The following is a 15,821-nucleotide window of genomic DNA, read 5'->3' as shown; positions in this document are numbered from 1 at the left end:
TTTCCTCCGTTAATCTATTGACCAGTCTATTTCTCCCAAGCCATGTGCGCGGAGAAACTCGTTTGCCTTTGAAAAATGTCTGCACCCGAAGAAGCCGTTATACGCCGACAGCGGACTTGGGTGAGCCGCCTTGAGTATAAGGTGGTTGGGATTGGTGATGAACTGCTGTTTTGCCTTGGCGTCGCCGCCCCAGAGCATGAACACCATTGGCTTCTCGCGCTTGTTGAGAAGCTGTATAACGTCGGTGGTGAAGTTCTCCCAGCCCAGACCGCGGTGGCTTCTTGCCTGGTCTGCGCGGACAGTGAGAACTGAATTCAGCAGGAGAACGCCCTCCTGCGCCCATTTGGTCAGCTCGCCATGCTTGCCGAGATTGTCTATACCCACGTCGTCCCGTATCTCCTTGAAGATATTCACCAGCGACGGCGGCGGAGCTACGCCCTTGCGTACAGAAAAGCTCAGTCCGTGAGCCTGTCCCTCGCCGTGGTAGGGATCCTGACCGATGATAACGCACCTTACATCGTCGTATGAGGTCAGCTTCATAGCGTTGAAGATATCATACATATTGGGGTAGATACGCTGTGTTCTGTACTCGTTTATGAGAGTCTGGCGGAGCTTCAGGTAATATTCCTTATCGAATTCGCCTTTGAGAAGCCCGTCCCAGTCGTTATTAAAGTTTACCATATGCCCACGTCCATTCGTATACAAATATGGGACGACACTAAGCCGTCCCCCTGATGTCAATTAAATACAGTATCCTCGTAGTACTTGAACTTTACAAGGGTATTGCGTTTGTATGTAAGCGAGCCCTGCTGATTGAAGGGCACCTTTTCGTAAGCCTCGGCAGAGCATTCTATCTTTAGCTTCTGTCCCTTACGTGTTACAAAGATAAGCTCGTAGTACTCGTCAACGAGTCTTACCTGACCTGTACTCTCTATAACTCTGAGGCGGTCATCGCTTTTACGAACCAGTGTAGCCATTTCGACAATAGGCTCAGAGGTACGCTTCTGCACGTTTTCCTCTATTGCTGCTCTTCTGCGCTGTGTGGGAGTCTGCTGCTTGACAGGCATAGCTCTCTCGCCGCCGTCCCCGTCATCGTCGCCTTCGTAGTCCTCGCGCTCTTCAAGGAATAGTGAAAGCAGGCGTCTGAACGAGCTTTTGCCGCTGAAAAGAAGTATGACAAGGATAAGTACGACAACTATCGCCGCCAGTAAAATTAGCAGGTTTTTCAGCTGTTCTGTCATTGTTTTAAAGGCGCAAATGCGCCGCTCCTTTCTGATTTGCTGGATTCGGGACAAATCCCGAAAAGTTACCATTTCTATTATAATATATTTTTTCTTACTTTGCAAGAAAAATTTGCAAATTTCCGAAAAAAGTGATTATTATCTGTAGGGGACGCCGCCCTCGGCGTCCCGCAAAATGCATATTTATTATAAATGATCTATTTGTAGGGGACGGCGTCCTCGACGTCCCATTAGGGACGCCTTCACTTGCAAGGTCCCCTAATCGTGTCCGTCCTCTCTGTCGCGTTGCGACATCTCCCCACCCCATGGGGAGTCACCCTCTTCCCCAAACAGTCCACTGGACTGTTTTTTTAAGAGGGACGCCCTGCAAGAGAGGGCGTCCCTTACCGGGCGGATAATATCCGCCCCTACGCTGGGACGTCGAGGACGCCGTCCCCTACATGGATTTCCTTATTTAGTTGCATTTTACTTTTAGATGTGATATAATCAAGAAAAACGTTTTGGAGAGATATTATGCAGAAAATTCTCGGATATATGCGAAAAGCCATTCAGAACTACGGGCTCATCAGCGACGGTGACCGCATACTCGTAGGAGTCTCGGGCGGCAAGGACAGCCTTGTGCTTTTAGAGGGTCTTGTGCTCCTGCGCCGATTCATCGGTATCGACTATGAAGTCGTCGCTGTCACCCTCGATATGGGGTTCAAGGACAAGAAGCCCGACTTCTCCCCCATTGCGGAACGCTGCGAAAAAATGGGCGTGGAGTACCGCGTTATCCCTACTCAGATAGGCGAGATAGTGTTCGACGTCCGCAAGGAGCCCAGCCCGTGCAGTCTCTGCGCACGTATGCGCCGCGGAGCACTCCACGACGCCGCTAACGAGCTCGGCTGCAACAAGGTAGCTCTCGGGCACAACTACGACGACGCAGTTGAGACATTCGTGATGAATCTCTTTACCGAGGGACGTATCGGCTGCTTTGCACCAAGCACCTACCTGAGCCACAAAAAAGTGACTGTTATACGTCCGCTGGTGCTTGCTCCCGAAAAGGAGATACGCCGCGCAGCCCGCAAAAACGAGCTCCCTATTGTGAGATCCGTCTGTCCTGCTGACGGTCACACCAACCGCCAGAAGACCAAGGACTTCCTTGCAGATATGGAGCGTAATGACCACGGCTTCAAGGACAGGCTCTTCGGTGCTATGTGCCGTGCCAACGTTGACGGCTGGGGCGGAATAAACTGGACTCCGCCAACTAAAAAAGACTAAAAAAAGGCTCTCCGATTGGAGAGCCTTTAATTATTCCATTAAGATGGGACTAATTAATTAGTCTTCCTTCTTTCTGAGAACGAATGCAGTACCGATTGCAACAGCAAGACCTGCTACAGCGATGCCAGCACCAGGAACACCTGTCTTAGGTGAGTTAGCGTTAGCAGCTGTTGTGCTTACCTTCTTAGTTGTTGTTGCAGCCTTAGTTGTTGTAGCGCTTGCCTTAGTTGTAGATGATGTAGGAGTTGTTGTAGTTGTTGTTGTAGATGTTGTTGTAGAAGTTGTTGTTGTTGTAGCTGTTGTTGTTGTTGTAGTTGGAGGAGCTACGATCTCGATGTAACCCTGAGTTACGTTAGAGAAAGCATAGTCTCTGATCTTCTCAGTATCAGCGCTTCCCTTGAGGTCAAAGAGGTCACCGTCAGTGAAAGAAACGTTGATTGGGTACTTCTTACCAGCCTCTGGGTTCTTAACCTTGAGCTGGAACTGCCAAAGAGCAGTACCGTCAGCAGCAGCGCTGAATGTCTCGTCGTTACCAAATGTAAGGAAGAGGCCGTTGTCGCCGTCTGTTACAGCCTTGTATGTACCGTAAACCTGCATATCCTCAGCGTTTACGTTCTTGCCCTTAATTGTGATTGGAACAAGCTCAAGACCAGCATCATATGTGATGTGGATACCTGTTGAATCAAACTTTGTGCCGTTTGTGCTCTTAGCAGAAAGTGTGATCATCTGAGCATTCTTAGCCTCGTCAAGAGTGATTGTCTTCTGTGTGAGCTCAAGTGAAGCTCCTGTGAATCCTGCTGCCTTGCCTGTAGAAGTATAGCCTACAGCTGTCTCAGCAGAAGCATTAATAGCAGTTGCTGAAAGTGCTACAGCGGAAACTGCCAGTGCAGCGAAAGCACGCTTAATAGTGTTCGTCTTCATTGTTATTATTTCCTTTCAGATTTTTTATATATGTTTTTCCGTCGCAGATACGGCGGCTAACATCATAAATATTAAATTTTATATCTGCCGCCGTTTTGCGACGGCAGATAATTCACATTGATAAGTATCAGTATATTTACTTACTGATTTGACTCGCTGTTGCCTATGTTAGCGTCAACGTCAGCCCAGAGAACTGCATCAGACTTGTTCTGGTTATCAGAAACCTGTCTCTTTGCATAGAACTGGAGGATTGAAGAAGCGTCAACAGCGTTGATAGTGTTCTTTCTTGTAGCCTTGTCTGTAAGGTTATCAAATATTACGCCATTCTCAACATCGTAATATACATCAGCGAGGTAAGCAGCGAAATCATCGTAGATATCACTTGCAGCCTTTACAAGTGGGCTTGTAGAAAGCTGAGTTCTTGCAGCCTTGCCGCCTGTCTGGAGCTTAGCATAGTATGTAAGAACTACAGAAGCGTCAACAGCGTTTGCTGTGTTGTCAAGGTCAGCGTCACCTCTTACGCCGATGTAAGCCTCAACTGTGATTGCCTTACCGTCAGCATCTGTAAGAGCTGTATCCTTTACGAATACAGGAACATCATACTTGAATGTTGTGTTGCCCTTTTCGTATGTGTTAGTTGGCTTAGCTGTACCGAAGTTGATATCGTCAGCAGCAACTGTTCTCTCCTCGGAAGTACCGTCTGTGTACTCGATAACGAGTGCTACATTGGAGATCTGCTTCTTGTTGAACTCTTCCTCTGTGTTGAGGTAGAATGCAGCAGTTGTCTTGTAGCCAGCCTTAGCGTACTGCTTCTTGATCTTCTTTGTATCAGGAGGTGTAGTAGTTGTTGATGTTGTTGTAGAAGATGATGTTGTTGATGTTGTTGTAGAAGATGAAGTTGTTGATGTTGTTGTAGAAGATGATGTTGTTGATGAAGATGTAGATGAAGATGTTGTTGATGATGTTGTTGTAGATGAAGATGTTGTAGATGAAGTTGTTGTAGTTGTTGTAGAAGTTGTAGTTGTTGTTGTATCAGTTACAAGGATTCTGTCAAGGCTGAGTGAAAGGCTTGCCTTACCTGTGTCCTTGATGTCGCTGAAGTCTACTCTTGCGTAAGCCTTCTTGTAAGAACCTACGAGCTGATAGCCGTCAGCCTCTACCTTCTTCTTAAGAACAGCAACTTCGTCAGCATCATCATCGAATGCAGCTGTGAATGAACCAACGCCGCCGAAGATGTTTGCGCTGAGGTCTGTAGAAACTACTACATCGTCGCCCTTCTTGATGCTTCTTCCGCCAACCTCGTCAGCTAACTTGCCAACCTCAGCAGCAGAAATTGTAACCTTACCGTTTGTCTTCTCGGAGATCTCTGCAAATGCAGCAGCAACCTTTGAATTAGAAGCGATATCGCTTGCTGTTGGTGGGAGCTGCTTGTTGATGCCAAAGCTCTTGATCTTAGCATTCAGCTTTGTGATAGCGTCAGCAGCATTGTTCTTCTCCTGAGCTGTTGTGTAGTTCCAGTCAAAAGCAAGTGCCTTTGTAACGCCGTTGTCAGCCTTTGTAGCTGCCTTGATGAGCTTGTCGATAACCTTGTCAAACTCGTCCTGTACAAGATAATTGTACTTAGGATCAATCTGAGCATTTATCTCCTCATCAGCTGTCTTCTTGATATCGCTGAACTTCTGCTTTAATACACCAGGAATCTGACCAGCTACATAAGTCTCGCCATCTCCACAAGTATACTTGAGTTCAGCAGTTATTGTCTGATTAGCATCAAGCTTTGAACCATCTATTATAAGTTCAAATGTACCATCAATTCTGATTGCGTCAAGCTTCTCGCTGCTGAAAGCCTTTTCAACCTGTACAGCAACATAACCCTGAGCTACATCAACGATCTGCTCGTTTGTAAGATCAGCAATTGTCTTCTCACCTGACTTAAGTCCTTCAACAACATCTGCTGCGGGTCTCTTCTCCTCAGGGATTGTCTTTATTACTTCATCAATGAAGCCGGGGTTCTTCTTTTCGAACGCAGCAACATCAATACTCTTGAGCTTTTCTACATCATAGCCTTCTGGAATAAATGCAAGATACTCTTCTGGAATCTCTACATTGCTTGCTGGTGCCATATAACGGCCTGCAACCTTCTGTGGAGCCTTCTTAGGAGACTGTGTTGGAATTTCTTTCTTTCCGATACCAGCCTTGATAATTGCATTGTAATCAGGCTTGTTAATCTTGCCTGTAATCTTGAGCACCTTACCGTCAAATGTATAATCAACTTTCTGACCATCTAAAAGCTCTGCACACTTTTCTGCTACATCGCTGTAACTGCCTGCATTAGCTACAACCTTCTCAACATAAGGAGTGAGGTCGATGCTTCCGTCTTTTGCGCCAATATTGTTCAGAAGGAAGAGAGCTGTCTGCTCCCATGTTGACTGCTGACGATTGTATGCAGCACCCTTTTCATTAGGTCCTAAAATCTTAGCGTCACCAGGGATAGCGAGTAAAGCCTTAAGTATGCTTTCCTGGCTCTGCGCCTGAACGTTTGCAGTAGTTGTTGCAGTGTCACTTTCTACAGCGTTTGCAAATGTGAGACACTGTGTAAGAGCGAGCGGAACAGCTGCAGCTGCTGCGATAGCCCTTTTGAATAATGAATTCTTCATTGTCCTATACCTCTCTAACATGTTTATTCCCCTTTTGCCAAGACGTACTTATTATTACATAAGGTGTCTGTGCATTAGGCTAAATTTCGGGTGATATATGCGTATATATATACTCCGCCCCAAAATTCATAACTACATTTTATCACACATAGTCCAATAAGTCAAGCAGAACAGTACATTTTTTCAAAAAATTATTGCCGATTAATATTCCCGTTTTTTGTAGCTTTTTCACAATATAGCTCTATATGAATCGTAATATTTTCATTCAAATGAACTTTTAGTATTATTTCATTTGTTATTTTGGCTTAATTTCTCTTACAATTGGTATTATATCATCTTACCATCGTCTTTGTCAAGCGGTATATAATGTAAAAAAGCAGGTCGAAAGACCTGCTTTTTTAGCGTTTTTTACTTTGTACCGAATCTTACATCGCCAAGAACATCATTCCAGAGGTCGTTAGCCGACTTATCCTTATTAGCGGAACGCTGTCTCTCAGCGTAGAATGAAAGGATGTAAGAAGCGTCAACAGCGTTTACTGTTCTGTCGCCCTTCATTGTCTTCCAGTTATTCGGATCGTACTCGTTTGTATCAACGTCGCCGAGGAATGCTGCGAAATGATCGAGTATATCTGTAGGAGATGTTACTGTGAGACCATTCTTGTCATTCTGGCATATTACAGACGTCTTTGTATTACCATTTGTCTGGTAAGAAGCGTAGTACGAAAGTGCTGTTGAAGCGTCAACTGCGTTAACCTTGTTATCAAGGTTTACATCGCCCTTAACGCCAATGTATACAGGAACTGTAAGTGCCTCGCCCTGAGTATTTACTACAGACATATTGCCGTACATTACAGGGATCTCATACTTGAAGTCATCGATAGTGGTCTTACCGTCAGTGTGAGTCCTGCTGTTGTAAACCTTTTCAGGTGTAGCCTGACCAAAGTTGATCCAGCTTCTGTCAATAGATTCTCTGAGCTTAATTGTTCCATCCTTGAATACATCGTAGATCTGAAGCTCTACAACCTGATCAGGATTGAAGCCGCCCTTGTCGCCCTTTGCACGGATACCGTTATCGTGGCTGAAGTAGAAGCCTGCCTGAGTCTTAACTGTTCCATATGAGTAGAGGTAACCGTCAACTGTAGTAGTTGTATAGGTTACGGGATCAAGGATACCCCATGGATTAGATGTAGTTGTAAAGGTTACGTTCAGAACTGTACCTGTACCTGTAGTTGTAGCAGTAGATGTAGATGTGCTGCTGCCTGTTACAGTTGTTGTTGTACTTGTATTTGTAGTACCTGTACCTGTTGATGTAGTGCCTGTACCTGTTGATGTAGTACCTGTTGCAGAAGAAGTTGATGATGTACTGCTTCCTGTAACAGTTGTTGTTGTACCTGTACCACTTGTTGTACCTGTACCAGTTGTTGTACCTGTACCAGTTGTTGTACCTGTACCAGTTGTTGTACTTGTACCAGTTGTTGTACTTGTACCAGTTGTTGTACTTGTACCAGTTGTTGTGGTTGTAGTTGAAGTTGGATCAATAGATGGTGCATCAACAATGATCTTACCATCTATGCCAATTACATACTTAGAGATATCAACTGACTTGCCGTTTGAAACAAAGAGATCGCTTATAACAAGATCGATATCCTTGCCTGGAACTGCGTCCTTGCCGACTGTGTAGCTGAACTCAGCAACTGTTGCACCGTCTGCTGCAACATGAGCATCCTTGTCCTCAAAGACAAATCTGATGTTGTTGTCAGGTCCCTTAACAACCTTTGAACCATAAGCTGATGCTTCGCCGACAGATGTGAGCTCTGCACCTGTATTGCCTGTGATAGAAGGTGTTACTGAGAACTGAGCAGCTGCAATGCCGAGATTTACCTTATTGGAATCAATTACAACCATCTTAACCTTAACAGTCTCACCGGGAACAGCGTGAACCGTGTCAAGCTTCCAGATGATAGCACCGTCAGGTATTGTTGTTGTTACTGTAGTTACAGTAGAAGTTGAAGATGTGCTGCTTCCTGTAACTGTTGTTGATGTGCCTGTTACAGAAGAAGTTGAAGATGTGCTGCTTCCTGTAACAGTTGTTGTTGTGCCTGTTACAGAAGAAGTTGAAGATGTGCTGCTTCCTGTAACAGTTGTTGTTGTGCCTGTTACAGAAGAAGTTGAAGATGTGCTGCTTCCTGTAACAGTTGTTGTTGTGCCTGTTACAGAAGAAGTAGAAGATGTGCTGCTTCCTGTAACAGTTGTTGTTGTTGTTGTTGTTGATGATGAAACGGGAACATCAGGATCGGGCTTCTTGATGATGATAGCACCGTCAAGACCGATGATATTCTTAGTGATGTCCTTGCACTTTTCATCAGTTACGAAAAGTGAATTGTCAGCAAATCCAACAACGTATGTTCCCTCTGGTGTGTTAGCAGGAACTGTGAATGTAAGAACTGCAACGTCAGCATTGTTTGCTGCTACAGCATTCTTGAGATCGTCAGATACGAACATTACAGCGCTCTTGTCAACGCCTGCTGTCTTTGTATCTGTCTCAAACTTAGCATTGTATGCGTCAGAACCCTTAGCGGAATCAAATGTGATCTCCTTTGCATTGGTAATGCGGAACTGAGCACCTGCAACGCCTACCTTAGCATCGTTCTTATCGTTTACATAGACTCTGAGCTCAACCTTAGTATCCACTGCTGGAACCTCGATCTGCTTTGTGTCGATCTGCCAGATAAGAGCGCCTGTAGGTAATGTTGTTGTTGTGCCTGTTACAGTTGTTGTTGTACCGGTACCAGTTACTGTGGTTGTAGTTGTACCCTTGCCAACTCTGATGCTACCGTCAACAAATGTTACATTCTTTGTGATATCAACACTCTTGTCGTTTGTAACGAACTGCTTGGACCACTTTACAGGATAAAGTCCGTCAGGTGTGCCTGCAGGAACGTCAAACTTGATTGTGAAGAGTACGTCTCCGTCCTTAGCAGTAGCGCCTGTTGCATTCTCGAAAATGCAGTTAGCCTTGTACTCAGGATCGGAAGAAAGTGTAAAGCCGTAAGGCTTACCTGTAATGCTGTTGAGCTTTGTAGGATCTGTGCCTACGATAGAGAACTGAGCACCTGCAACTGAGAGGTCAGAATCGCCCTTTACCTTAGCAACGAGCTCTACTGACGAACCGGGTTCTGCCTGTACTTCGCTTGGGATAACCCAAGTAGCTGTTCCCTTGTCTGTCTGAACAGTTCCTACTGTGATAGAACCGTCAACCAGAACGATGTCCTTTGTAACGTCGTTAGCCTTGCCGTCTGAAACGAAGGTATCAGCCCACTTTACAGTATAAACGCCGTCAGGACAATTGTCAGGTACCTTGAAGTCTACGCTGAAGATAGTTGAATCGTCAGCAGCAGCCTTGCCTGCACCGTTAAGGTCAAACACGAATCTGTCTGTACCCTTTGTGTACTTGATAGCAGCGCCGTAAGCGTTGCCCTCAGCGATCTTGTCATTATAAGTAATAGGAGACTTAGCGTCGAGCATGAACTGAGCGCCGCCGACCTTGAGACCTGCATTGGACTTATCGGAAACCTTTGCTGTCATAGTAACAACGTCTCCTGCCTTAGCTGTCTCGTTGCTGAGTGTCCATGTTACCTTATTGGAAGTAACGCCCTTTGTTACCTTGATAGAACCGTCAACGAACTTTACCTTAGAGGTAATGTCAGCTGAATGTCCGTCACTAACCACGCCGTTATCCCATGAGACCTTGTATGTTCCCTCGGGGCAAGTAGACGGGATAGTATAAGAAATGTTCATGATAGTGGACTTATCGCCAGCGATAACGCCCTTACCTGAACCTGAATCGAATACGTAGGTCTGAACCTTCTCATCAAAAGCAATAGGAGAAGCATAAGCTCCGCCTTCCTTGAGTGACTTGAATTCGATTGGAGACTCTGTCTTGATACCGAACTGAGCGCCTGCTACTGCGAGAGCTCCGTCAGTATTGCTGACATAAGCCTTTAATGTAACTGTTTCACCGGGAGCACCCTCCACATTGTCGAGTATCCATGAAACGTTACCATTAGGAACGTCCTTCTGTACCTTGATTGTACCTGCACCGAACTTTACACTTGATGTAATATCAGCGCTCTTTGCGTTACTAACGAAGAGGTCAGAAGCCTCTACTGCATAGTCGCCTTCAGCACAATCACTTGGAACAGAAAATGTTAAGTTGAGAACCACTGAATCGTTGGCAGCAACAACGCCCTTACCGCTGCTTCTCTCAAGAACGATAACATTACCGTCAAAAGAAGCATTTGCACCGTAAGCCTCGCCTGCCTTAACAGACTTGAGCTTGATAGGTGAAGCGGGGTTGATCTTGAACTGAGCACTTGTTACCTCGAGGGTAGACTTGCTTACTACTACTGGTACTGTTACAGACATACCAGGAGCAGCAATTGCTGTGCCTATGTTCCACTCAACTGATTCACCGGCATTTTTATTAGCAGAAACATCCAGTACTCCGCCCATATTAAGTTTAGGCTGCGAAGCAGTATTACCGCCCGCAGCACTAACTGGCGAAGCAAATGCACCTGCCATGAGCGAGAAGCTCATGGCAACGGATGTAACTGCTGAAAGCAGTTTCTTCATCAGTGCATTTCCTTTCCGAGCAAATTGCTCTTATTTAATTGATGTTTCTTACTTAGGACTTCTTAGGTGTTACAGCCTTAGCCATATCGTAACCGTTAGAAATGATGTAGTTGATGATAAGGTCAGCATCAGCACCTGTGATCTTAACCTTAGCAGGATCGCAAGCAGCGCCTGTGATATCCTGAGGATCAACAACGTCTGCGTTTACTCTGCCCTGAGCCTTATCGAATGCGAAACCAGCGTCTGCGAGGAATGCATCCATATCAGCTGTCATGTTTCTGATTGCAACAACGTCAGCAACGTTTACCTTGCCGTCGCAGTTAGCGTCGCCCCACATAGTAACCTTGATGGTCTTGCCAGGCTGAGGATCAGGAGTTGTAGTTGTTGTTGATGTTGTAGGATCTGGCTTAACAGTTGTTGTAACTGTTGTAGTTGTAACTGCTGTAGTTGAAGTTGTTGTAACTACGTAGTCACCGATTGTGATTGTAAGAGGAGTGAAGTCTGTCTTGTAGTTAAAGCTTGTGTTATCCTTGAAGATCTTGCACTGGCTGTCGAAGCCGAGTGTATAAACGTCGCCGTCCTTAGCATTTGCAGGAACCTTAACTGTGAGCATGAATGCTGACTTACCGTCCTCTGGAACCATAGGTGTATCACCGTTGAGTGAAGGATAGCTTGCACGGAGTTCCTTGAGGTTAGAGTTTACAGATACGCCGTCGAATGCGCCTGCGCTCTCACCGATGTCGCTTAAAACAAGACCGTTTGTAGCCTTGAACTGTACGTCTGTAGCTGATACAGGCTTGCCGTTAGCCTTGATGTTAACGTCAACCTCGATCTCATCGCCAGCCTTAGCGCTGATAGCTGTCTTCTGTGTCTTGAAATCAACGAAGTCAAATGTGATATCAGCATCACCTACAGGCTTAACTGTAGTTGTTGTTGTCTTACCAGGATCCTTTGCTGTTGTAACAGTTGTAGTTGTTGTTGTATCCTGATTTACAGGAGGATTGCCAACAGTTACAGTAAGAGGAGTTGAAGCTGTCTTATAGTTGAAGCTTGTGTTATCCTTGAAGATCTTGCACTGGCTGTCAAAGTCAAGTGTGTAAGTACCGTCCTTAGCGTCAGCAGGAACCTTAACTGTGAGCATGAATGCAGACTTGCCGTCCTCTGGAACCATAGGTGTATCGCCGTTAAGTGAAGGATAGCTTGCACGGAGTTCCTTGAGGTTAGAGTTTACAGATACGCCGTCGAATGCGCCTGCGCTCTCGCCGATCTCAGTAACTTCAAGACCGTTAGCCTTGAACTGAACATCTGTAGCTGATACAGGCTTGCCGCCAGCCTTGATGTTAACGTCAACTTCGATTGTATCGCCTGGCTTGTATGTACCAGAGCTCTTGCCTGTCTTGAAATCAACAAACTCGAATGTGATATCAGCATCACCTACAGGCTTAACTGTAGTTGTTGTTGTTGGATTCGGAGTCTTGATTGTTGTAGTTGTTGTTGTAACAGCAGGCTTAGTTGTAGTTGTTGCATCTGTATTACCGTCAGTAACCTTGATTGTGAGCTCGCTGAGCTTGAGGTTGCCTTCCTTCTTGGTGTATCTTGTGCCAGCGCTCTCAACCATTGGGCAAGGATTGTCGTTCTTGCCTGTAGCGTCTGTGTTGTAGTCACAGAACATAACCTTATATGTACCAGCAGCAATATTCTGTGGGATAATTGTGTCGAATGCATATAATGGATATGAATCAGACTTTGCGCCTGCCCACTTATAATCCTTACCGTTGTTCATCCATGAGCAGCCGATAAAGTAGTTGTCTGTCTTAGCAGCTGTCTGTGAAGATTCACAAGCCATCTGATAGAGACCAGCAGCCTTGTAGCCATCTCTTGCGCTCTTGCAGTAGCCGCCGAATGAGATGTACTTGTTAGTTGTGAACTCTACATCGCCGAGCTTGTAGGACTTGTTCTCAGATGTGTAAGCGTCCTTGGAAGGATCATACATCTTGAACTGGATATCCTTAGAATCTGTTGTGATACTTGCAAGGAGAGAACCTGTTGAGTTATCAGTATCCTCTGAGTAGTAAACAGCAGATGGGATTGTGTAACCGCCAGCAGGAATATCCTTCTTGCTGATTGTGATCTCAGACTTACCAGAAGCAGCATCTGGATTCTGGATATCATATGTTTTAATAGATAATCCCTTGGAAGCGTCAGCAGCGCCTACTGTTGCAGGAACTACTGTGCATACCATTGATGCAGCCATACACAGTGATGTGACTGCAGAAATTAACTTTTTCATTTGTAATAATTCCTTTCTTTAGGTTTTTTAAGCCTATTAATAAAACATAAATTGGGTTTGTATTCCTTTGTAAGGGGGACAAATCAGATAATCTCGGATCAGAGCTCAGAAATGCTCTTGAGCAGCCACTGCTGTATCTTCAGAGCGTCTCCGCCTGTGATACCCTTTACGCTGTCATCAACATCTGCGTTTGCCTGTCCCTGAGCTGTAATGTGCTTGTCGTCCGAACCGCTAAGGCCGTACTTGTTGGGGTTAGCAAGGCTCTGCATAATGAGAACAACGTCAGACATATCTACCTGAGTGTCGCAGTTAGCGTCACCGCGTGTGATCTTGCCTGTAGTTGGCTGTGTAGTAGTTGTTACCGGCGTACCTACTGTAACGCTGCCGTTAACCAGCTTTGTATCATACTTGACGGGCTTTCCGTCCTTCTCATAGCCACAGCTGATTTCCTTATTCTTAACGCCTGACTTTGAATAAAGTTCACGGTCGATAGGAATGATCTTGAGATCAGAAACTGTGCCGTTTGCAACGCCGCTTGCTACTTTACCCTTAATGGTGCAGAAAACGCCATCGCTCTTGAGCCAGTATGAAGCATCATCAGTAGATGTGGACCATGCCGCACTCGCCCAGCCCTCTGAGCTGTTAACTGTGCCCTCGAAGAGAGGTGCAAGAGATGCTGAGAGATCCTTTGAGTCAGAGCCGTTTTTAACGAGTGCTCCTGCCTCTATGGATTCGATTGTGAGTACCTTGCTGTCATAGGAAACAGCGAAGTCAAGGCACTGGATGCCGGAAGATGGGATATCAGCCAACGATACGTCCACCGAGAATGCTGCACCTGCCTCTGCGTTTACTTTGCCAACGGATATCTGCACTGTTTCGCCGGCAGCTACCGCAGGTGCGAGTGAGCAGACTGAAAGTGAAAGCATCGCAGCTAAAGCTCCGACGACTACCTTTTTTGTCTTCATTATTTTTTCCTCCTTCTTCAATAATGTTATATAACAAAGGAACCGATCGCCCCTTTTATTATATCATGTCTTAATTGCAGCGGATACACCGTTCCGCCCTCCCTGCAAAACCACATCACCGATATACGAATGAAAGCTGTGCAAAGCGGTGGCTGTGAAGCCGCTGTCAGTCATACAGACGAGGCTAAGCTGTCCGAGCCGCGGTCACATGGAACAGATTCCGAACGGACGTATGTACACGCCTCTCAGAAGCTCCCCTCTGCCGTCAGCCTGTGACTAAAAGCTTGTGCTCTGCCAGCAGTGGTTTTGTCTCAAGACGCATCACACTGCCGTGATGGGATACTAAATCCCAAATCTATATTTATTCATGATTTCATTATATATCAGGTCTAAAAAAAAGTAAATAGGTTCATATCGTTTTTGGTATTTTACATAAACTGCAAAAGTGATTTTTGCACGGTTTGCACAATGGTAAAAATCTCGAAAAAGCCCTGTGAAAGCGTATATTTGAACCAAAAATGAATTTATCAAATTATTTGTCGAGTTTCCTGAATTCCGCAGGAATCTGCTCGTCTATTATGCGATTTATGACGTCCCAGCCGAACTCCGGATACGAGCCCTGAGGCACTGCATACGGGAGTCCGTGACGCTCTGCCAGCTCGGGTGAATACTTGCTGTAGGGGTATATCTTCATGTTGGAGAATTCGCTCTCGTAATGAATGATAATAGGTATACAGCCCACGTTTTCCAGCCTGAGCTCATTTGTCTTTCCGTCGATGACTATATCGAAATCGGGCATCTCTCCAACAACGTTGAAGTTGTCGGTCTGAGCGCAGATGAAGTTGCCCATTGAGTAATAAACGAAGCCCTTTGTGCCGTCGTCGCGCTCTATCCACTCCATGGTCTCTGCGGTATGTGTGTGACAGCCGAGTATCACATCAGCACCCCAGTCAACCATTTTGTTGGCGAGCTCTATTCTGTCATCAGTGACCACAGTTGTATCATCTTCGCCCCAGTGAGCGGATACGATGACAACGTCTGCCAACTGGTCGGCTTCCTTTATCTGTCTCTCGATGACGTCCTCTTCCTCATTCTTGATGACTCTCAGCGGAACGTCGTCCAGCAGCGAATCAAAGCCGTTTATATGGTGCGCATAAGCGAGGAAGGCTATCTTGACGCCGTTGACCTCACGAACGCGGATATTGTTTGCGTCCTCTTCATTCAGGTAAGCTCCGAGAACTGTAAGGTCGTTCTCCTCCGCCTTCTGATTCCAGAATCTTATGGACTCCTCAAGACCGTCCGTCCCCATATCCAGCAGGTGATTGTTCGCCATAGTGAACACATCGAAGCCAAGGTCTATGACTGCGTCTGCGACCTCGGGAGGCGAGTTGAATATGAGCTGACCGCCGTCCGCACCGCGGATAGGGTTGCTCTGGGAGATGATAGTCTCCTGATTGAGTATGGCAAGGTCAGCACCTTCAACGAGGTACTTCACCTCGGAGTACATGGGCTTGAAGTCATAGCCCACGCCGCCTGCCAGTGCTTCGGCATTCTTGTATACCGAATAATGTATGAGATTATCGCCTGCCGCCACAACATGAACCACCTTATCGGGCTGTTCCTCTGTTGCAGGCTCCGCAGCTTCCGTTGTTACGGCGGAAGGACTGCCGCTTGTGACAGGCTCCTTGTTGTTAGGTTCTGTACTTCCGACAACATTACAGCTTACTACTCCTGCGATAAGTGCAGCAAGAACAGTAACTGCGCCGAAGGCACGTCCTTTTCTGAGTTTCATAGAGGTCTCCTTTTTGGCGAAAGGCATAAAATCCATAAAAATCATGCCACTTACCATTTTTAT

General features: G+C 45.9%; 9 protein-coding genes. 1 reads left to right on the top strand and 8 read right to left on the bottom strand.

The annotated features are described in order from the left end of the window. Nucleotides 1-9 precede the first annotated feature (9 nt). Nucleotides 10-681, bottom strand: a complete 672-nt coding sequence (locus T497_RS0113300) for a uracil-DNA glycosylase (protein ID WP_028516034.1) — start codon at nt 679-681, stop codon at nt 10-12. A gap of 56 nt (nt 682-737) precedes the next feature. After that, complete coding sequence (locus T497_RS0113295; RefSeq protein WP_028516033.1) at nt 738-1,241, bottom strand: DUF2500 family protein; 504 nt, start codon at nt 1,239-1,241, stop codon at nt 738-740. 513 nt (nt 1,242-1,754) lie between these two features. Between T497_RS0113295 and T497_RS0113290 the strand changes: the two genes are divergently transcribed. Then, nucleotides 1,755-2,501: a tRNA 2-thiocytidine biosynthesis TtcA family protein gene (locus tag T497_RS0113290; RefSeq protein ID WP_028516032.1), complete on the top strand. Its 747-nt coding sequence runs from the start codon at nt 1,755-1,757 to the stop codon at nt 2,499-2,501. A 57-nt stretch (nt 2,502-2,558) separates the two neighbouring features. Here the strand turns inward: T497_RS0113290 and T497_RS18380 are convergent, their stop codons facing one another. The 6 genes from T497_RS18380 to T497_RS0113260 all read right to left on the bottom strand — a co-directional run bounded on the left by T497_RS18380 (nt 2,559) and on the right by T497_RS0113260 (nt 15,758). Continuing rightward, a complete protein-coding gene (locus T497_RS18380) occupies nt 2,559-3,422 on the bottom strand; it encodes an NPXTG-anchored protein (protein ID WP_028516031.1) in 864 nt (287 codons plus the stop codon). Nucleotides 3,423-3,562: 140 nt separating this feature from the next. Further along, the gene (locus T497_RS18375; protein WP_028516030.1) at nt 3,563-6,079 is read right to left on the bottom strand and encodes a cellulose-binding protein CttA-related protein; all 2,517 of its coding nucleotides are present in this window, start codon (nt 6,077-6,079) and stop codon (nt 3,563-3,565) included. A 408-nt stretch (nt 6,080-6,487) separates the two neighbouring features. Then, nucleotides 6,488-10,711 (bottom strand): cohesin domain-containing protein, encoded by a 4,224-nt coding sequence (locus tag T497_RS0113275; RefSeq protein WP_028516029.1) that lies wholly within the window; start codon nt 10,709-10,711, stop codon nt 6,488-6,490. 52 nt (nt 10,712-10,763) lie between these two features. Further along, nucleotides 10,764-13,001 (bottom strand): hypothetical protein, encoded by a 2,238-nt coding sequence (locus T497_RS0113270; RefSeq protein ID WP_028516028.1) that lies wholly within the window; start codon nt 12,999-13,001, stop codon nt 10,764-10,766. Between the two features lie 98 nt (nt 13,002-13,099). Then, nucleotides 13,100-13,966 (bottom strand): cohesin domain-containing protein, encoded by an 867-nt coding sequence (locus T497_RS0113265; RefSeq protein ID WP_028516027.1) that lies wholly within the window; start codon nt 13,964-13,966, stop codon nt 13,100-13,102. A gap of 532 nt (nt 13,967-14,498) precedes the next feature. Then, nucleotides 14,499-15,758 (bottom strand): CapA family protein, encoded by a 1,260-nt coding sequence (locus T497_RS0113260; protein WP_028516026.1) that lies wholly within the window; start codon nt 15,756-15,758, stop codon nt 14,499-14,501. Nucleotides 15,759-15,821 lie beyond the last annotated feature (63 nt).

This window comes from Ruminococcus flavefaciens MA2007, from assembly GCF_000621845.1.
In the GTDB taxonomy this organism is placed as follows: domain Bacteria; phylum Bacillota; class Clostridia; order Oscillospirales; family Ruminococcaceae; genus Ruminococcus; species Ruminococcus flavefaciens_E.
This window is presented reverse-complemented; position numbering and strand designations above follow the sequence as displayed.

Excerpts from the sequence above, each read along its gene's own strand:
- T497_RS0113300 (WP_028516034.1), bottom strand. The coding sequence starts at position 681 with ATGGTAAACTTTAATAACGACTGGGACGGGCTTCTCAAAGGCGAATTC.
- T497_RS0113260 (WP_028516026.1), bottom strand. The coding sequence starts at position 15,758 with ATGAAACTCAGAAAAGGACGTGCCTTCGGCGCAGTTACTGTTCTTGCT.
- T497_RS0113275 (WP_028516029.1), bottom strand. The coding sequence starts at position 10,711 with ATGAAGAAACTGCTTTCAGCAGTTACATCCGTTGCCATGAGCTTCTCG.
- T497_RS18380 (WP_028516031.1), bottom strand. The coding sequence starts at position 3,422 with ATGAAGACGAACACTATTAAGCGTGCTTTCGCTGCACTGGCAGTTTCC.
- T497_RS0113270 (WP_028516028.1), bottom strand. The coding sequence starts at position 13,001 with ATGAAAAAGTTAATTTCTGCAGTCACATCACTGTGTATGGCTGCATCA.
- T497_RS0113290 (WP_028516032.1), top strand. The coding sequence starts at position 1,755 with ATGCAGAAAATTCTCGGATATATGCGAAAAGCCATTCAGAACTACGGG.
- T497_RS0113265 (WP_028516027.1), bottom strand. The coding sequence starts at position 13,966 with ATGAAGACAAAAAAGGTAGTCGTCGGAGCTTTAGCTGCGATGCTTTCA.
- T497_RS18375 (WP_028516030.1), bottom strand. The coding sequence starts at position 6,079 with ATGAAGAATTCATTATTCAAAAGGGCTATCGCAGCAGCTGCAGCTGTT.
- T497_RS0113295 (WP_028516033.1), bottom strand. The coding sequence starts at position 1,241 with ATGACAGAACAGCTGAAAAACCTGCTAATTTTACTGGCGGCGATAGTT.